General features: G+C 37.6%; 18 protein-coding genes. 7 read left to right on the top strand and 11 right to left on the bottom strand.

The genetic code is table 11. From position 1 onward, the window contains the following. Nucleotides 1-20 precede the first annotated feature (20 nt). A complete protein-coding gene (locus tag ABD000_RS09235; RefSeq protein WP_343766380.1) occupies nucleotides 21-1,025 on the bottom strand; it encodes an NAD(P)H-dependent glycerol-3-phosphate dehydrogenase in 1,005 nt (334 codons plus the stop codon). Between the two features lie 125 nt (nucleotides 1,026-1,150). On the opposite strand from ABD000_RS09235, the gene ABD000_RS09240 reads away from it, so the two are divergent. Then, nucleotides 1,151-2,086, top strand: a complete 936-nt coding sequence (locus tag ABD000_RS09240) for a nicotinic acid mononucleotide adenyltransferase (RefSeq protein WP_343766382.1) — start codon at nucleotides 1,151-1,153, stop codon at nucleotides 2,084-2,086. Between the two features lie 34 nt (nucleotides 2,087-2,120). On the opposite strand, the gene nadD is transcribed toward ABD000_RS09240, so the two are convergent. From nadD to ABD000_RS09275, 7 genes are all read right to left on the bottom strand, one after another. Then, complete coding sequence (gene nadD, locus ABD000_RS09245) at nucleotides 2,121-2,705, bottom strand: nicotinate (nicotinamide) nucleotide adenylyltransferase (RefSeq protein WP_343766384.1); 585 nt, start codon at nucleotides 2,703-2,705, stop codon at nucleotides 2,121-2,123. A gap of 2 nt (nucleotides 2,706-2,707) precedes the next feature. After that, a complete protein-coding gene (gene gmk / locus ABD000_RS09250) occupies nucleotides 2,708-3,304 on the bottom strand; it encodes a guanylate kinase (RefSeq protein WP_343766386.1) in 597 nt (198 codons plus the stop codon). Next, complete coding sequence (locus ABD000_RS09255) at nucleotides 3,304-4,173, bottom strand: YicC/YloC family endoribonuclease (RefSeq protein WP_343766389.1); 870 nt, start codon at nucleotides 4,171-4,173, stop codon at nucleotides 3,304-3,306. The genes gmk and ABD000_RS09255 overlap by 1 nt, the downstream gene beginning before the upstream one ends. Nucleotides 4,174-4,249: 76 nt before the next feature. Next, nucleotides 4,250-4,597 carry an SdpI family protein gene (locus ABD000_RS09260; protein ID WP_343766392.1) on the bottom strand — a complete coding sequence of 116 codons (348 nt, stop codon included), beginning with the start codon at nucleotides 4,595-4,597 and terminating at the stop codon, nucleotides 4,250-4,252. Then, nucleotides 4,597-5,613 (bottom strand): bestrophin family protein, encoded by a 1,017-nt coding sequence (locus ABD000_RS09265; RefSeq protein WP_343766395.1) that lies wholly within the window; start codon nucleotides 5,611-5,613, stop codon nucleotides 4,597-4,599. Before ABD000_RS09265 ends, ABD000_RS09260 begins: the two co-directional genes overlap by 1 nt. Before the next feature lie 10 nt (nucleotides 5,614-5,623). After that, nucleotides 5,624-6,964: an MFS transporter gene (locus tag ABD000_RS09270; RefSeq protein ID WP_343766399.1), complete on the bottom strand. Its 1,341-nt coding sequence runs from the start codon at nucleotides 6,962-6,964 to the stop codon at nucleotides 5,624-5,626. 77 nt (nucleotides 6,965-7,041) lie between these two features. Continuing rightward, nucleotides 7,042-8,151, bottom strand: coding sequence for an aldo/keto reductase (locus ABD000_RS09275; protein ID WP_343766403.1), 1,110 nt, complete (start codon nucleotides 8,149-8,151; stop codon nucleotides 7,042-7,044). Between the two features lie 144 nt (nucleotides 8,152-8,295). Between ABD000_RS09275 and ABD000_RS09280 the strand changes: the two genes are divergently transcribed. Next, nucleotides 8,296-8,772, top strand: coding sequence for an acyl-CoA thioesterase (locus ABD000_RS09280; protein ID WP_343766406.1), 477 nt, complete (start codon nucleotides 8,296-8,298; stop codon nucleotides 8,770-8,772). Here ABD000_RS09280 and ABD000_RS09285 read toward each other — a convergent pair. Then, complete coding sequence (locus ABD000_RS09285) at nucleotides 8,764-9,660, bottom strand: DMT family transporter (RefSeq protein WP_343766409.1); 897 nt, start codon at nucleotides 9,658-9,660, stop codon at nucleotides 8,764-8,766. The two genes, ABD000_RS09280 and ABD000_RS09285, sit on opposite strands and share 9 nt — an antisense overlap. Beyond that, entirely contained in the window at nucleotides 9,657-10,007 is a 351-nt protein-coding gene (locus ABD000_RS09290) for an arsenate reductase family protein (protein ID WP_343766412.1), read from the bottom strand. Before ABD000_RS09290 ends, ABD000_RS09285 begins: the two co-directional genes overlap by 4 nt. Nucleotides 10,008-10,154: 147 nt before the next feature. On the opposite strand from ABD000_RS09290, the gene ABD000_RS09295 reads away from it, so the two are divergent. Next, nucleotides 10,155-11,309 carry a cystathionine gamma-synthase gene (locus ABD000_RS09295; protein ID WP_343766415.1) on the top strand — a complete coding sequence of 385 codons (1,155 nt, stop codon included), beginning with the start codon at nucleotides 10,155-10,157 and terminating at the stop codon, nucleotides 11,307-11,309. A 63-nt stretch (nucleotides 11,310-11,372) separates the two neighbouring features. Here ABD000_RS09295 and ABD000_RS09300 read toward each other — a convergent pair whose 3' ends face one another. Further along, a complete protein-coding gene (locus tag ABD000_RS09300; protein ID WP_343766417.1) occupies nucleotides 11,373-12,179 on the bottom strand; it encodes a THC0290_0291 family protein in 807 nt (268 codons plus the stop codon). Between the two features lie 205 nt (nucleotides 12,180-12,384). Between ABD000_RS09300 and gdhA the strand changes: the two genes are divergently transcribed. The 4 genes from gdhA (at nucleotide 12,385) to ABD000_RS09320 (ending at nucleotide 19,252) form a co-directional block, all read left to right on the top strand. After that, nucleotides 12,385-13,728, top strand: coding sequence for an NADP-specific glutamate dehydrogenase (gene gdhA, locus ABD000_RS09305; protein ID WP_343766420.1), 1,344 nt, complete (start codon nucleotides 12,385-12,387; stop codon nucleotides 13,726-13,728). Between the two features lie 114 nt (nucleotides 13,729-13,842). Continuing rightward, nucleotides 13,843-16,128 carry a type IX secretion system anionic LPS delivery protein PorZ gene (gene porZ, locus ABD000_RS09310; RefSeq protein WP_343766422.1) on the top strand — a complete coding sequence of 762 codons (2,286 nt, stop codon included), beginning with the start codon at nucleotides 13,843-13,845 and terminating at the stop codon, nucleotides 16,126-16,128. Next, complete coding sequence (recO, locus tag ABD000_RS09315) at nucleotides 16,128-16,847, top strand: DNA repair protein RecO (RefSeq protein WP_343766424.1); 720 nt, start codon at nucleotides 16,128-16,130, stop codon at nucleotides 16,845-16,847. The genes porZ and recO overlap by 1 nt, the downstream gene beginning before the upstream one ends. Then, complete coding sequence (locus ABD000_RS09320; RefSeq protein WP_343766427.1) at nucleotides 16,847-19,252, top strand: TonB-dependent receptor plug domain-containing protein; 2,406 nt, start codon at nucleotides 16,847-16,849, stop codon at nucleotides 19,250-19,252. The genes recO and ABD000_RS09320 overlap by 1 nt, the downstream gene beginning before the upstream one ends. Nucleotides 19,253-19,328: the final 76 nt, after the last annotated feature.

The following is a 19,328-nucleotide window of genomic DNA, read 5'->3' on the forward strand; positions in this document are numbered from 1 at the left end:
GAGCCGAAGCTTTATTTATATCAATCCAACTTCTCGGTTAATTTCTTAAATATTTTCTTCGGATTTTTGTTCTCGTACAAAATGCTATACACCGCATTGATGATAGGTGTTTTAGCTGCTTTTTTTCCTTTGGTTTGATTCAGATCGTAGGCGCTTTTTGCGGCGTAATATCCTTCGGCTACCATGCTCATTTCCATTTGAGCACTTTTAACGGTGTAGCCTTTGCCAATCATATTGCCAAACATGCGGTTTCGACTAAAGGTAGAATAGCCGGTGACCAATAAATCGCCTAAATAAGCAGAGTCATTGATATTCCGTTTCATCTTGTACATTTTTTTTATGTAGCGCTTCATCTCTCGTATTGCATTGCTCATCAATACACTTTGAAAGTTATCTCCGTAGCCTAATCCATGAGCGATTCCGGCTGCAATGGAGTAGATGTTTTTCAGCATAGCGGCATATTCTGTTCCCACAATATCATCGCTGATTTTGACCTTGATGTAATTGCTTTTGATATGCTCTCCAAACAGTTTGGCTTTATCTTCATCAAAACTGGCGATGGTAAGGTATGAAAGACGTTCTAATGCAACTTCCTCAGCATGACAGGGTCCAGTAATTACTCCTATATTCTCTAGCGGGATGTCGTAGTTACGATGAAAATGTTCTCCAACAATAAGTCCGCTCTCCGGGACGATTCCTTTAATAGCCGAGAAGATCACTTTACCTTCTAACGAAACCGTCAACTTATCTAATTCTTTCTGCAAGAAAGCGCTGGGAACAGCAAAGATCAACCAGTCGGCTTGTGAAACGGCTTCATTGATATCGGTGGTAAGCAAAAGTTGATCTAAGTTGAATTCGACAGAACTCAAATAATTAGGATTATGCTCTTCGCGCTTTAAATGTTCAACTGCATACACACTACGCATGTACCAATGGAGTTGATCTACATTTTCGCATAAAATTTTAACTAATGCTGTGGCCCAGCTACCACCACCGATCACTGCAAACGTCGGACTGTTTTTCATGTACTCGTTATTCTTTCCTCAAAAATACTGAAAATTTAATCCTTGTAAAATATTGACAGTAAGCAACTTATGTTTTTGGCATGTTGATTGAAATTAAGATATGTATAACCCTAAAAACAATGCGTATGAAAACTGTACACTTACTTTCGGGATTTTGGTTGATGAGTCTTTTGTTTACCTCATGTTATGTGGAGACTGTAACAGATGAAACAATCATTATTGAAGAACCAGTAGTCACTCTTAATGACATACTCTCATCGTATGAGTTGTGGTATGTAGATATTGAACAAACTACAGGCCAAGGAGAAGTTTCTTTTTTACAACGCGCATTCACGGTATCGTTTAGAAACGGGACCGTACATGCCAATAATAATCTTGTAGGAATTGGTGAACAGGGAAATGGATTTGGGATTCCCATAGGAACCTATGATACCTTTGGAGATGAGCTTGAGATCATACATGATTTAGATGGATTTATGTCTTTACACATAGATCAAGTATCCAGTAATCTTTTGCGTTTCTATGATACGATTACAAACACTTCTTATGTATTACTTGGATACCAACGTGATACCTTTGATTATGACTATGTATTCTATGAAAACATGCATTATTTTTTGCAGGAATATGAAGTATGGGAAAAGATCCATACCAGTGACTATGGAGATGTAAATTTGTTTGATGATGAGCATTACATCCAATTCTTACCTTTTGGAAGGGGCGATAACTTTAGAAGCTCTGTGGATGTAAGTGGTACGTCACCTCAGGATATTTTTTGGGATTATGAAGGGCACTATGAAATCAATGATGTGGCAGGAAATCCCTACATCAAAACACTGTCTCTTTTCTATGACCCTATGGGAGATGAATTATTTGAAGTTGACATCATCAATGATCAAGTGATTGAACTCTTTCATGTCGCCTCTGGAACAGATTATCAATTTACAGGCAGAGGATATATCCAATATAAGACTGAAGGAATTGAGAACGGCCCAAAGCTCAAAAAACGAATGAAAAAAGCTGAATTCAAAGAGCTGACAGCAAAAGACGTTTCTGCTTAATACCATAAAGCCTGCTCACTAGCTTGTGCAGGCTTTATATTTTATAAAAATTCATATCGTCCATATACTTCCAAACCAAAGCCGGCAATAAAGGCCTGATATCTTTTTTATTTTTGACAGCGTTGCGAATAAAGGTTGAAGAGATTTCCATGATGGGCGCATCAACCCGATGGATTTTAGGATGATCTTTAAACTGGTCCGGAACTATTCCAGTAGAGATTCTAGGGTACACATAAATAGAATAGTCTTGTAATATCACTTCGTGATTTTTCCATTTGTGTAGAGACTTGAGGTTATCCTCTCCCATAATCAAAGAAAATTCATACGAAGGATATTTCTCTTGAAGCACCGCTAACGTATGTACAGTATAGTTAGGCTGAGGTAAATCAAATTCAATCGTACTGGGTTTTAATTGATCAAAATCCTCTGTTGCCAGATGCACCATTTCTAACCTATGGTGGTTGTCCAAAAGCGAACTTTTCTTTTTAAATGGATTATGCGGAGTCACCACCAGCCAAACCTCTTCAAGGTCTGAAAACTCAACCATATGATTTGCAATGGCTAAATGGCCTATATGAATAGGATTAAAGGTCCCAAAGTATAACCCAACTTTTTTCACCGTTAGACAGGAATATAGGTTTGCGAATCTGTCTCGACAAAGGCCGAAACTAAATCGTAAGCTTCTTTTAATGCCTTTTTAAGATCATCATTAAAGATGACATGATCAAATTGAGGTTTGGTAGCCATCTCAACCGAAGCTTTTGCAATACGCATGTTAATCTTTTCATCAGACTCTGTCTTGCGTTTCTTAAGTCTAATTTTGAGTTCATCTACACTGGGAGGTTCAACAAAAACAGAGAGCGTTTTATCTGGAAATTTCTTTTTAATCCGCAGTCCGCCAACCACATCAATATCAAAAATTACGTGTTTGCCTTTGGCCCAAATGCGCTCTACTTCCTTCTTAAGCGTACCGTAAAAGTTATCGCGATAGACCTCTTCCCACTCTAAAAAATCTCCGTTTTTAATGTGTTGTTTAAAGTCTGAAAGGGAGATGAAGTAATAATCTTCTCCTTCTTTTTCCTCCCCGCGGGGCTCACGTGAAGTACACGAAACCGAAAAGTCTAGATTGAGCTCTTCTTTATCCAGCAAATAACGCACAATGGTGGTTTTACCCGATCCGGAAGGTGCCGAAAACACAATTAATTTTCCGTCAAACATTAGAGTACGTTTAAAAGTTGTTCTTTAATCTTTTCTAATTCATCCTTCATTTGCACCACCAATTGCTGCATTGGAGCATAATTTGCTTTACTTCCAATGGTATTGATTTCTCTCCCAATCTCCTGGCTTATAAATCCTAATTTTTTACCGTTGGAGTCTGCCGTATTTAAGGTTTCTGTAAAATAATTCAAGTGGTTCTTAAGGCGCACTTTTTCTTCGGTAATGTCATACTTCTCGATGTAGTACACCAGTTCTTGCTCAAATCGATTTTCATCGATTTTTTCTTTGAGTTCCTCTACTCCCTTGCGTAATCGTTCCCGTACCGCTTGGGTTCTTTCCGGGTCAATAGTAATTACTCGTTCGAGTAAATCTGTGATGTGTGAAATACGTAGTTCAAAATCTTCTTTAAGATGAGCACCTTCGGCTTTTCTAAAGGCAGTGATGTTTTGTAAAGCCTCGGTGACGGCATCCTGAATTGATTTATATTCGGTTTCATCAATTTCTTCCCGTTCGGTTTTCAACGTATCCGGCATACGAACTGCCATTTTAAGATACTCTATATCGTTTTCTTTTTGAGTATGGATGGAAACCTCTTTAAGCTGCCGCACGTATTCTTCAACCACCGGGATATTGACCTGGCTAGAGGTTTCTTCATGAGTGGATTCTACGTACACCGAAAAATCTATTTTTCCGCGAACCAAGGACTGTCCAACCATTTTACGTAGTTCCAGTTCTTTTTCTTTGTATTGATGCGGAATACGCGCATTAAGATCCAGGTTCTTACTGTTGAGAGAGCGTATTTCTACGTTAATTTTTTTCCGCGGAAGCGATAGTACATGCTTCCCAAATCCCGTCATGGATTGTATCATAGTTAAAAAATAAGAAAACAAAGGTAGCTATACTTACGGAAGCTGAAAAATATACCTAAGGAGCGAACAATATTCTTTACAACAGATTTCCATTTTTATCAAAATGCTGATCAATTTTACGTTCTGATCTTATGAATAAGCCTATCATCAATATCAAAAGCAGAATTCCCTGAAGCAACATTGCATTATTTGGAAATAATAAGTATACCACAAAACTGCCTAACGCAAGCAGCCAACCCCAAAGAATAATCATTTTTGCACCCACCTTGTTAGCATAATTCCAAATTTGTTGGTTTGCCATACTGCGCCTGGTGCGATAGCCGTACAGATAATTAATCTTTTTAGGAGGAAAATAGCGATAAATATAACCAAGTAGTATGAGTAGTGTTGGTGTTATTGCTAATGTAAGAATATCCTGATTCATTAGTATAATATATGATCTTTAGGTTGAATAGGTTTGGGTAATTCAACTTGATTAAGCATGTCTCTCAAATCTATTTCAATAGTTCTGCATAAGGCGGTCATGGGTACATCATTCACACGACCTTCAAAAGGATCTTCGCTATTATCCCCTACGATCTCCATGGTCGTAAAGATCCAGGAGATTAAAACAGAAAATGGGATTTGAAGAAAAATCATCCACTCCATACCATCTGTCGTATATTCTAACAGATGTTTTTCAAACACATTGAGTAACCCAAAAGGAATAAGCAGCACAAAGATCCAGGTAAATACTTTTGAAAAATAACCGTATTGTCTGGGGAACGGCGTGTTTTTAATGCGTTCACATTTACCCTGAAGATTATAAAACTCCTCTAAGCAACTCATTAATTGATCCTCTTGAAAACCATCTAATTTACCTTCTCGTTTAAGTTTTGCCACATCAACCCCCTGATTTTTGACCAAATGCGTAGCGGGATTAACGCGTTTTTTAAGGTCTGAGAATTCGCGCATAGAAACGTAATTATACGCTTCATTGCAAGATGCATTGCGTTCATCATGCTTATCAAACAATTTTTCTACAGCTCTATTCTCTTTTAGTGACCAAGATTTAGGCTGTCTTAACTGCACCCGCAACGCATTTAACCAGGCAATGTGCCTATGGATAAGTTGTGTATGTATTTTATGGTCCTGTTCACGGTCATTGGTTTTTATAAAAGATATGACCTGCATGGCCCAGGTGCGACTGTAATTCACAATGCCTCCCCAGATTTTACGTCCCTCCCAAAACCGGTCGTAACTCTGGCTGTTTTTAAAGCCTATGTAAAAAGAAACCGCTATACCTATAACGCTTAACGGCTGGAAAGGAATATCGATGAATTTCCAATCTAAAAAATGGTACAAGCTAAATACGACAAAAGCGTAACCACTAAAAAAAATCAAATTGATCCAAGCGTAGCGAAGAATTAATCCCCACCCTAAATTTCTTTTTACATACATAAGCTCTTATTTAAACATTGACCACCCGTGGATGATGCTTTGATTTATTATTTTTTCGATAGACATGAATGCTCATTAATACTACGATAATCAGGAATATTCCTGCGCCAATGGTAAAGACTGTTGTTTGCAATGTCTCAAATAATACGCCTCCCATAACTAATCCAAACATACTTGCAATACTACCCATGCTGTTGCCATAACCCTGTATAGCTCCTTGCATACCTTTAGAACCGGTTTTTGAAAGAAGGGATAAAAAACTAGGCCACATTAATCCGTTCCCAACAGATAAGACGGTGATCGCAGCATATAAAAGAAAATTTGATTGAAATCGAAGCAATATAAAACTGCAGGCTAAACATAGTGATCCTATTAAAATAAGCGGTTGATTACTAAATCTTTTAGATAACCTGCTTAGCAGCGGACCTTGTACTAGTATCATAATCAAGCTTGAGTATGCCAGATATACACCAAGCTGAGTGGCATTCCAATCTAATAGAGTATTCGCATATATGGGTAAGCCGGCATAGAAAAGGCTAAATCCAAAAAAAGTGAGAAAATATACGGCATAGAGCAATGGTATCCCTGGAATAGATAAGATTGAACGCCAGGTTGGTGAGTTGTTCTCTTCGGCACTTTGATCATAACATTCTTTTTGCTCCACCTGAAAGAATTTTCTAAAGGATCGTAGGGAGAGCGTTCCGGTATCTACCGCACAGGGATTACTTTCTTTTAGTCTGGTATTAATGATAAAAATTGCTAATAGAGATATGGCCGCGGCTAACATAAGCGGAAGACTCTCTCCTAAGAATGTAGATGCTAATAAACCTGCTACAGCGGGACCCAGGACAAACCCCGTGCTGGTAGAGGCTCCCATTAACCCAAAGTTTTTATCCCGGTCTTCATCAGTAGAAATATCAGAGAGATAGGCATTGGCAACAGAGACATTTCCACCAGTAAATCCGTCGAATATGCGTGCAAGAAAAATGATGAGTAACGGCAAGGTCATGGTATAGGTGCCGGTAAGGTTTGTAGCTTGATTCCAGAGGACGGTTTCTGGTAAAATAAATGCAAGTAAAAAAAGCATCCAGGCAAAAAATGTTCCGGCTTGAGAGATGACCAACACCTTTTTTCGCCCGATCCGATCAGATAATTTTCCTAGTATAGGCGCGCCGATAAACTGAAAAAAGGGATACATCGCTCCGATCAATCCATAGATGAAGCCATTTCCTCCTAAATCAGTGACGATAAAGATTAAAATGGGAATCACCAGGCTGTAGCCTAGTATTCCGATAAAGTTCACCAGTAGGATTGGGAAGATTTTTGCGCTAAAAAAGGAGGTGAACTTCATTAGCTAAAAGTAAAAAGACCCAGATCATTATCAAAATGTTCGGGGTCCTTTAAGTTAATCGATCAATCTAGTAAGGATTAAACTCCTGCTGGTTTTTCTTCCAAACTTACATCACTCCAGTAACTTGCTGGTTTGTGACCTACTTTCGCTCCCCCGGTTAGCATAGCCTGCATTTTAGGTTCAAAAAACGAATATGGAAACTCCATCGACGGTTTACTGGCATCCTTTAATTTTTGTTTGAGATCATGCGGAATATCAAAATCAAGTGATGCAAGATTTTCTTCTAACTGATGCATTTTTGTCGCACCTACAATCACACTGGATATACCGGGGCGGTTTGCCACCCAATTAAGTGCAACGCTTGCCATGGGCTGTTCTATTTCTTTGGCTACTTCTTCCAAAGCTGATACAATTTTCCAATTTCGCTCTGTATTTTTATCAAATGCTTTATTATCTGATCCCTCCATGGTTTTTAGTCGACCTTCGCCTTCTATTCCACTTTCAGAGGGTTTATACTTTCCAGATAGTAATCCACTGGCTAATGGACTCCATACCATGGTTCCAATACCTGTCTCCTGTCCTAGCGGTATAAATTCTTTTTCAATATTTCGTTCAACTAGAGAATATTCTAATTGCATGGTCGATACTGGTTCAAATCCGCGATACTCTGCGATGGTTTGAGCTCTTGAAACGTACCAGGATGGACAGTCACTCAATCCTATATGTAGAATTTTTCCTTGTTTCACTAAATCGTCCAGCGTTCGCATGACTTCTTCGGGTTTGGTCAATAGATCGTAGGTATGTAAAAAATAAAGATCAATATAATCGGTCTGTAAACGTTTTAATGATCCTTCTACCGCGTGCACAATATGTTTTCGGCTATTACCTCCTCCATTAGGATTTCCGGGATCACCGTTGTAACTAAATTTGGTAGCTATGACTACTTTTTCACGTAGTTTGCGATCTTTTACGAATTCTCCTACCATTTTCTCACTGTTTCCATCGGTGTACAAATCTGCGGTGTCGATAAAGTTTCCGCCTTTATCAATGTAATAATCAAAAATCGCTTTCGCAGCTTTTTTTTCGCTTCCCCAACCCCAGTCTTCACCAAATGTCATTGTTCCTAATGCTAAACGGCTTACTCTAAGTCCGGTTTTTCCTAATACGTAATACTTTTCTAAACTCATAATCGTCTTTTTATTTAAAGATAAGATCAACATAGTAAGAAGACAATTTCTTTAGAAAGGTTTAATAGATTTTCGCTTTCGCGGAAAAAAACTATGCGCGCATAATACTTTTTTGTAAGTTTACTCAGCAAAATAATAACGATTATGTTTTTAAAGGATTTTGAAATACGGTGGAATGATCTTGACGCGAATCGGCATTTAGCTAACAAGGCCTATATTGAATACGCAGCGAATACACGGATGTCTTTTTTAACTCAACATGGGTTCGATCAGCGGGCATTAGCAGAACACAATATTGGCCCCGTGGTATTTTACGAACATATTTATTATTTTAAAGAGGTTTTCTACGGCAAGCCGATCAAGGTTTCGTTAGAAATAAGTGGCTTAAGTGAAGACGGGATGTTGTTTGAATTTACCCATAACTATTATGATCATAAAGGACGAAACTTTGCCCATTGCGAAATGATGGGTGCCTGGATCGATTTAAAAACCAGAAAATTGACCGGATTACCACCGGCTATATTTCAATACATCGAAAAAGTAGAGCGACCTGAAAATTTTAGGGTTTTGACTAAAGCCGATACGCGTAAGCATCAAAAACTCCCAGTAGATCTAACCTAATTTCTTTTTTGGAGAAGAGGTCACTAAATACACCCCGGTAAATACACAAATAGCTGCAATGATCTTTACAGCATTTAATTGATCAACTCCCAGCAGCATCGCAAAGATAATGGCCAATAAGGGTTGTAAATAGATAAATGAACCTATGGTTGACGCTTTGAGCGTTTTTAGCGCAAATACGTTAAGCAGATAGGTCATGAAAGTGGTGCCTACGATAACAAAAATGATTTTCCAGATCGCATCAAAGGGTAAGGAACTCCACTGCACTTCTTTAAATTCCCATATTGAAATGGGAAAATTAATAATCACTGCAAAGAGAAAAAACCATTTCATAAGTGTGACGGGATGGTATTTAGGGGTAAGGGATTTTACCATGACTAAATACCCGGCATATGAAATGGCGTTGATCACAAAAAAGAAATTCCCCAACGGAATATTTGGCGCATCACTTCTCACTTCAGCTCCAAAAAGAATAAGTCCCAATGCTCCGGCGAAGCCTAAAAAGATTCCCGCAGCCCGTTTAAACGTTATTTTTTCTTTTAAATAGAATGCGGAAAGAATAAAAATCAAAATGGGAGATATCGTAATCAATACTGACGAATTGATCGGTGTAGATAGCTCTAGTCCCCAAAAAAACATGAGCATATTAATCACCATTCCCAGACAAGTACATAAGACAATACGCGGCCAGTCTTTAGGATCAATTTTTTCTTTAGGAGTAAAAATACTTGTGATCCAAAATAATATAGCCGCTCCCAGTACTCTAATTAAAATTAATCCAAAAGAACCTACATAAACCGGCATCAAGCCTTTTGCAATAGTGTGATTTAGCGCATAGATAAAGCTAACTGTAAATGCTGCTACCAGCGCTAAAGTTCTTCTACTCATTCAAGTTCTTTTTTAATGGTATCCACTATTTTTTGGGCATTCCCAACAAAAATCTTGTTCTCAATAACTACGACAGGTCGCTTTAAAAAAGTGTAGTGTTCAAGAATCAACTTTTTAAAGTCGTCTTCGGTGAGTGATTTTTCATGCAGACCTTTGTTTCTATAGAGTTGAGCACGCTTGCTAAATAGGGCTTCATAACTTCCCGCCAATTCATTTAAATATTCAAGCTCTTTGGCAGATAAAGGATTCGTTTTTATATCCTGACGTTTGAAATTTTCAGGCAAATTGAGTTCATCAAGGATTCGTTTACAGGTCGTACAGCTGGATAAATAGTAGACTTTTTTCATGTGATAAAATTCTTTGACAAAGAAACTTGTTTTAATTCTAATGACCTTCGATAAATAATTTATTCCTATTATTTTTTTCGATTAGACTATAAATAAGCTTGTAGGATTTGATTGGTAATCCACAGTTGGATGCGTACTTTTGTTTTTATGAAGAAAAACACACAGTTCAACACTAAAGTTATACATGGAGGACAGGAAAACATAGACCCTGCTTACGGTTCTGTGATGCCTCCTATTTATCAAACTTCTACCTATTCTCAAACCACACCAGGTGGACATAAGGGATTTGAATATTCCAGAAGTGGGAATCCAACAAGAACAGCATTAGAAAATTCACTGGCTAGCATAGAGAATGGAAATTATGGTTTAGCCTTTGGATCTGGTTTAGCAGCCATTGATGCCGTTCTAAAGTTGCTTAAGCCAGGGGATGAAGTAATTTCAACCAATGATCTTTACGGTGGTTCTTATCGTTTGTTTACTCAGGTGTTCAAAGACTTTGGAATAACGTTTCATTTTATCGGGATGAGTAATGCTGCTGCGATTGAAGATTACGTGAATGCCGATACCAAACTGATTTGGGTAGAAACCCCTACCAATCCAATGATGAACATTATTGATATTAAAGCAGTAGCTGCGATTGCCAAAAAACATGATGTCATGCTGGGTGTTGATAACACATTCGCTACACCATACCTACAGCAACCTCTTGACTTAGGAGCAGATTTAGTGATGCATAGTGCAACCAAATATATTGGTGGGCACAGTGATTTAGTAATGGGAGCGTTGATCGTTAAGGATAAAGAACTTGCAGATCGTTTATATTTTATTCAAAATGCTAGTGGAGCGGTTTGCGGACCAATGGATAGTTTTCTTGCGCTTCGCGGAATTAAAACCTTACACGTTCGCGTTCAACGTCACTGTGAAAATGGAAAAGCAGTCGCTAATTTTTTGAAAGATCATCCAAAAGTAGATAAGGTCTATTGGCCGGGGTTTGAAGATCATCCAAACCATGATATCGCAAAAAGTCAAATGAATGATTTTGGAGGTATGGTGTCGTTCACTACAAAGGGAGGAACGCTTCAAAGTGCGGTGGATCTAGTTGAAAAATTAGAGGTATTTACTTTGGCAGAAAGTCTTGGCGGAGTAGAGAGTTTAGCCGGTCATCCCGCGAGCATGACGCACGCGAGTATTCCTAAAGAAGAACGGGAGAAAACTGGAGTAGTAGATTCTTTGATCCGGTTAAGTGTTGGGATTGAAGCAGAAGATGATTTAATCAGAGATCTTAATCAAGCATTGGGATAAGTAAAATACACATTAACTAAAAAGAGGCGCCATTTGCGCCTCTTTTTTAATGTCTTTTTTATTCTATAGATCAAAATAATAGATATAACCCACATTTAACCAGGTAATCCAATCATTATCCTGATTTTGAGGTCCTACGGGTTCTAAGCCATCCAATAAATCTGTCCCGTAATAGATAAATCTAAAGTCTATGAGTAAATCGCTAGTTTCTCCTATACGATAACGCGTTCCTGCATTAAATACCAGTGAATAAGTTGATCCACCTGTATTATCAAGTCCTCCTATAAAGGTTCCAAATAAGATGTCTTCGTCTCCCTCTTGCTGTGCGATATCTAAATCTCCTAAACTTGACGAAGAATTTGAATTATACGTTGCGTAATGGACATTAAATCCTGCATAAGGAGCAAATCGCGTATATCCTAATTCAAAATCTACAATGCTTAAAGGAAAATATTCAAATCCCGTTCCGATTTCAAATACACGTGCATCACCTTCCATTTCATCAAGAGTATTAGCTTGAGTGGGATCGGCTATTTGATCATCTTTAATTTTACCAAAGTGATTTAGTTTAGCTGTAAAGAAATTTATCTCAGATCTAATCTTAAAATGATCCTTTAAATATTCGCTTGCTCTTACATAAGAACCTCTGCGTTGATTATAAGCAAAGTTTATATAATGCACAACTCCAAATCCAAATCCTAAATTACCATAATTTGTTTCGCTTTCTCCTGCTAGTCCATAATCGCCCCTAAATTGAATGGGACCAAGAATAACTCCTGCCTCTTGTGAGAAGGCCTTTTGTGCTTGAATGGAAGTATTTGCTAGTAAAAAAGCAAAAAATACCAGTATAAGGGGCTTGGTATTCATCATGAGTAAATTAAACATTAAAGGCAAATATATAAAAACTAATGTTACTGCTATGTTTTATACACCTTAAGTAATGTAAAAATCATGCTCTATATCATAAATAATTTAACGTTTTACGAATTATCAAAAAAAAGGCGTTCATTTTTAGAGATACTTTATATTTGTAGAACATTTTAACGAAATCGTTTTCACAACCACAATAACGTTTATGGATCAAGAGATTAATTCCTTTTTAGACCAAGTAGCTCAACGTAATACCAATGAGCCAGAATTTATGCAAGCTGTTGAAGAGGTTGCAGAGACTGTAATTCCTTTTATTAAAAAAAACAAACAATATCAGGACAAAAAACTTCTAGAGCGAATGGTTGAACCAGAGCGCGTCATTATGTTTAGAGTAACCTGGATTGATGATAATGGTGAAACTCAAATCAATAGAGGCTATAGAATTCAAATGAATTCTGCTATAGGACCATATAAAGGTGGTTTAAGATTTCATCCATCGGTAAACCTTAGCATTCTAAAGTTTCTTGCTTTTGAGCAAACCTTCAAAAACAGTTTAACAACATTACCAATGGGTGGAGGTAAAGGAGGATCAGACTTTGACCCTAAAGGAAAGTCAGATAATGAAGTAATGCGCTTTTGCCAAAGCTTTATGACAGAACTTACACGTCATATTGGTCCTAATACTGATGTCCCAGCTGGTGATATTGGAGTTGGAGCAAGAGAAATAGGATTTATGTTTGGGCAATATAAACGTATACAAAATGAGTTCACGGGAATATTGACGGGTAAAGGTCTCTCTTATGGAGGATCCAAAATGCGTCCTGAAGCTACAGGATATGGAAATGTGTATTTTATGCAAAGTATGTTAGCTACCCGAGATGAAAAAATCAAAGGTAAGAATGTAGTTATTTCAGGATCTGGAAATGTGGCGCAATACGCAGCCGAAAAGATCATTCAATTGGGAGGAACTGTCATTGCCATGTCAGATTCTTCAGGCTATATTCATGATCAAGACGGAATAAGCCAGGATAAACTTGAGCATATAATGTATATCAAAAATGAAAAAAGAGGACGTATTAAAGAATATCTAGAGAAATATGACTCTGCAAAATATGTTGATGATGGATCAGTATGGGATCTTAAATGCGATATCGCATTACCCTGTGCTACGCAAAATGAGCTTCATAAAGAGGATGCTAAAAAGTTAGTTAAAAACGGCTGTATAGCAATCGGTGAAGGTGCAAATATGCCCTGTACCGCAGAAGCCATCGAAGTTTTCATGGAGCATAAAATATTATTTTCACCAGGTAAGGCCTCAAATGCAGGTGGTGTTGCAACTTCTGGATTAGAAATGTCTCAAAATTCTTTGCGGTACAATTGGAGCGCTGATAAAGTAGATGAAAGACTTAAAGACATCATGTGCGATATACATGATAAATGTGTAGAATACGGTAAAGAAGATGATGGCTTTATAAATTATGTCAAAGGCGCAAATATTGCAGGGTTTGTCAAAGTAGCAGATGCAATGTTAGCGCAGGGAGTTGTCTAATTTTTCATACCTAAACAATTTTAAAAGTCACTTAGAATTCTAAGTGACTTTTTTACAATATCTAAAGTAGAAATTAGTTAAACCATAGCATGGTTTTAATTTTTTAATTATTTCATGAGGATTCTTTACGCTTTTTTTCTACTCTGTGTTCTCAGCCATGGGATGTATTCCCAAGAGGTTTCCATTGATCGTTGGCAAGATTTGTTCAGTTATTATCAAATTAAAGATGTTACTAAGGGTAATGGTAAAATCTATGCTGCCGCTGAAAATGCCTATTTTAGCTACGATATCGATTCTCAAGAAATAAAACAATTTTCTGCTATAGACGGTCTTTCTGGTGAAGATATAACAACGATATATTATTCTGAAAATTACGAATTACTCATGTTAGGTTATCGAAACGGTCTTATTGAAGTCGTTCTTGATGAATCAGGAGAAATTATTACCGATGTAGGAATTGTGGATAAAATCGGGATTTCACCCGCCGAGAAAAAAATAAATAGCTTTTTTGAAAAGGATAATCTTATTTATATCGCTTCAGAGTTTGGTATATCAGAATTCAATCTGGAATTTTTAGAATTTGGCGACACGTATTTTATTGGTGAAAATGCCTCAAATGTGAGAGTTCAAGATGTCGCCATTATCAATGATAAAATCTATGCCGCCACAATAGGAGATGGAATAAGAGAGGCAGATTTTAGTTCTGGCGGCTTAACAGATTTTGAGAACTGGTCTGTTGCCAATGGCGGATCGTGGTCGAATCTTGAAGTTTTTGGTGAAGATTTATACGCTTCTAGAACTAACCGAAGTGTTTATAGATTAGAATCCAATAATTTTCAACTTATTCAATTTTATGATGAACAAATAAGAGATTTTTCTACTAGCGAAAACACACTTTTAGTTACGACTGAAAATATTGTTTTTGCGTACGATTCTGATTTTAATCTTGTAACATTCTTTGAATCTAATGATGAGATTCAACTAGAACTTGCGGCTTCTGAAATTATAGGAGATCAGGTATTTATAGGTCATGATGACTTAGGTATTTTTCAATCTAATTTTTCTTTGTCTAATGAATACGAATCGCTTAACCCTAATACTCCACTTCTTAATAACATTTTTACAATTGATACAGCACCATCTCAATTGTGGGTTGGGTACGGTGAATACAGTGCTTCATACAATCCATTTCCTTTAAATAATCGCGGAGTAAGTTTCTTTGATGGAGATGAATGGATAAATTATTCGTTCAATGAAATTTTAGAAACGCCAGAAATAGCAGAAATTGCCATAAATCCATTTAATTCTAACGATGTTTACCTAGCATCTTTTCATAAAGGAGTACTAAATATTGTTGACGGGGTTCCAACAGTAAGATACGATTCTACGAACAGTCCTTTAACAGATCAGGATCCTGATGGAGAGAACGATACACGTGTAAATGAAATTGAATTTGATAGCCAGGGAAACCTTTGGATTTTGGATAATAGAAGCGACGATCCTTTAAAAATTCTAAGTCCCACTGGAAATTTTAGTGAAGTCAATATTTCATCAGTAGTAGATGACATTGCTGGTGTTACTGGTTATTCTGGATTGGTCATTGATCGTTCCAATAATGTCTATTTTGGAACCTCAGAGTTTGGTATAGTTGGTTATCAACCAGGTTCGGGCAACATTGCACAGTTTGAAATCCAAAGTCAGGACGACAGCTTTCTACTCAATCAGGTAAGAGCTATGGCACTCGACCAGAGCGGAATATTATGGGTAGGTACCAGAAGTGGTTTAAGGCGTGTCTCATCTCCCGCCTCTATTTTTACAGAAAGTCAACCTCAATCTCGGCCAATTATTATCGAACAGGATGGAGTAGCTCAGGAATTATTATTTGAACAAACTATTACGGATATCGAAGTAGATGGCGCGAATAACAAATGGATTTCTACAGTAAGTTCAGGAGTATTTTATTTTTCTCCTAATGGTCAGGAAACGATCTACCATTTCACGAAAGAAAATTCTCCTTTGCCATCAAATAATGTCCAGGAAGTAGCAATTGATGAAGTTACAGGAACGGTTTATATTGGAACAGATAAAGGCTTATTAGCTTTTAAAGGGGACGTCACAGGTCCTAGGGAAAATCTTGAAAACGTGTTCGCTTATCCTAATCCTGTACGACCAGGTTTTCAAGGTGTCGTTACTATAGACGGATTAACCAGCGCTGCAAATGTGAAGATTACTGATGTGGAAGGGAATCTTGTTTTTGAGCAAACTACACAAGGCGGAAGCATTCAATGGGACACAACGGCTTTTGGAAAGTATAAAGTAGCCTCAGGAGTGTATTTAGTATTGATTACTGCCGAAGATCAAACTGAAACTACTGTTTCTAAAATTATGATTATTCGTTAATGCAAGTCCAAACAAAAGCTATAGTTATAAGCGCGATAAAATACAGTGAAGCAGATCTTATCGTAAAATGCTATACCAAAGTTTCAGGTTTAAAAACATATCTATTACGCGGAATTCTAAAAAGTAAGAAAGGAAAAGTTCGTGCGGCATTATTTCAACCCTTAACTCAATTAGAATTAATAGCTGTTCACAAGGATAAAGGAAATTTAGAGCGCATTAATGAAGCAAAAATTAGCTTTCCTTATCAATCGTTACATACAGATATTACTAAAACAGCTTTACTCTTTTTCTTATCTGATGTGTTAAAAACCTCTATCCAAGAAGAGGAAAAAAACATTTCAATGTTTAATTTTTTACAAAAAAGTATGATCTGGCTTGACCAACATGATCACATCGCAAATTTTCATGTGCTGTTCTTGCTTAAGCTTTCTTCCTATTTAGGCTTCTATCCAGATGAAACTAATCTACAAGCAGACTATTTTAATATGCTGGATGGTACATTTCAATCAATTGAAACAAACAGTTACTGCATCACAGGCAATAATGTGAGTCTTCTCAAAGTCTTTCTAGGCATGAATTTTGATGACCTTGGCGTAACTAAAATAACCAAAACTGATAGATTAAACGTTCTGGAGATGCTGTTATCATACTATGAACTACATTTGCACGGTTTTAAAAAACCTCAATCAGTAAAGGTGCTGAATGAAATATTCAATTAATGCGTAACACAGTACTTACAGGACTTTTTCTAATTCTTTCTATCTATGCTTACCCCCAACAGATTACGGTTGTTTCGGCAATAGATAATCGCCCTCTTTTTAATGTAGCCATTTACAATGAAGATAGATCAAAGAGCGCATTGACAGATTTTGATGGTATCGCCGATATTTCGGCATTTGAGGAAAATGAAATACTTCATTTTCAGCATATTTCCCATCATTTACTTACAACAACCAAGATCAAAATTCTCTCAAATAATACTACTGTCATTCTCCAGGCAGATGATAATCAACTAAACGAAATTGTCTTATCTGTTTCGAAGTTTCAGCAGAAAAAAAAGGATATTCCGCAACAAATTGTCAGCTTAACCAGTGAAGATATCATCATCGCTAATCCCCAGACTTCTGCAGACCTGTTAGAAAGCAGCGGTAAAGTGTTCGTTCAAAAAAGTCAGTTGGGAGGGGGTAGTCCAATGATACGAGGGTTCTCTACAAACCGCCTATTGATTGCGGTTGACGGGGTGCGTATGAACACCGCCATCTTTAGGAGCGGGAACCTGCAAAATGTAATCTCCATTGATCCTTTTTTGATTGATCGTACAGAAATAATTCTAGGTCCAGGGTCCGTGATTTATGGGAGTGATGCTGTGGGTGGAGTAACGAATTTTTATACAAAAACTCCCGGGTTTTCAAGTGGAGAGATCCAATTGCTTAGTCTTAACGCAACCACACGGTATGCTTCAGCCAATGAAGAAAAAACAGGTCATGTTGATTTCGCCTTCGGCGGAAGAAATTGGTCTTCGCTTACAAGTATTACCTATACTGATTTTGAAGATTTGCGCATGGGGAGCAATGGTCCAACTGAATATCTGCGACCAGATTTCCAAACAACGATAAATGGAGAAGACGTGATGGCCGAAAATGAAAACCCCAGAATTCAAAAATTTACGGGTTATGATCAGATTAATTTGGCACAAAAACTAAGGTACCTATCCTCACAAGACTGGGAACTTAAACTGGGCGTTTTATTTTCGACAACATCAGACTTTCCAAGGTATGATCGTTTAATTAGAAAGCAAGATGGGGAATTTAGATCTGCCGAGTGGTTTTACGGGCCGCAAACCTGGCTATCGGCAAATATTCAAGCAAATCACTCCCGTCTAAAGCTATTGTATGACAACATGAAATGGTCGTATGCCTACCAATTTTTTGAGGAAAGCCGAAATGACCGTGACTTTGGAGGAAATGACTTTTTTCAATCGCAGGAGCAGGTAGATGCTCACGAACTAAGTGTTGATTTTACCAAAAAGCTAAAGGAAAGGACAAATGTATTTTATGGGCTTCAAAGTGTGTTGAATACTGTTGGATCAAAGGCCTCTGTCAAAAATATTGATACTCAAACTGTGCAACCTGATCAATCGCGTTATCCTAATGATTCGCATTGGATTTCTGCGGCGGCTTATGCCAGTATACAATCCAAACTTCATCCTAAGCTTACGGTATTATCAGGTCTACGCTATAACTTTATCCATATCGATGCCATGTTCGATGATTCCTTCATAGATTTTCCGTTTGAAGAAATGAATATCAATACGGGTGCACTAACCGGAAACGCTGGTCTGGCATGGAATGTAAATCAGGGGTTGAGCTGGAAACTTAATTTTTCTACAGCATTTAGAGCTCCTAATATCGATGATGTAGGTAAAGTATTTGATCTGGCAGAAGGTTTTGTGGTTGTACCCAATCCTGATTTAAAGCCAGAGAAAGCCTATAACGCAGAACTTGGGTTTCAGCTTCAGGCATCAAAAGCACTGGCCTTTGATGTAGCTGCGTATTATACTATTCTTGACAATGCATTTATACGCAGAGACTTTGAGCTTAACGGGGAAGATATGATTGAATTTCAAGGTGAATTGAGCCAGGTACAAGCGATTCAAAATGCCTCTGAAGCTAGAGTTTATGGGGTAGAAGCTGGCGCAAAACTTAGATTCACCCCACATCTTACACTATTATCTCAAATCAACGTAACCAAAGGAGTCTCCAAAGAGAATGGAGAGGAATTCCCACTACGTCACGCCGCTCCAGCATTTGGGAATACACATTTCACATTTAAGAATAAAAAGTTTCTTTTAGACGTTTTTAGCGAATACAGTGGTGGGTTTTCATTTGAAGAGTTAGCCCCTACAGAACAAGAAAAGCCCTACCTCTATGCGATTGATGATAATGGTGATCCATTTTCACCCTCCTGGTACACCCTTAATTTTATATCGCGTTATAACTTCACGTCTAATTGGTCAGCTTCTGCTACCCTAGAAAATATTACGGATCAACGTTACCGCACCTATTCATCTGGAATTGCCGCTGCGGGTCGAAATTTAATCCTGGCTGTGAACTATTCATTTTAGCAATCTGGGTTAAACTCCTGCCAATCTTTTCTTAAACGGTTTTTATCCTTTTAAGTGTTTAGTAATTTCCCTTGTA

Source organism: Gangjinia marincola (assembly GCF_039523415.1).
GTDB classification, from domain to species: domain Bacteria; phylum Bacteroidota; class Bacteroidia; order Flavobacteriales; family Flavobacteriaceae; genus Gangjinia; species Gangjinia marincola.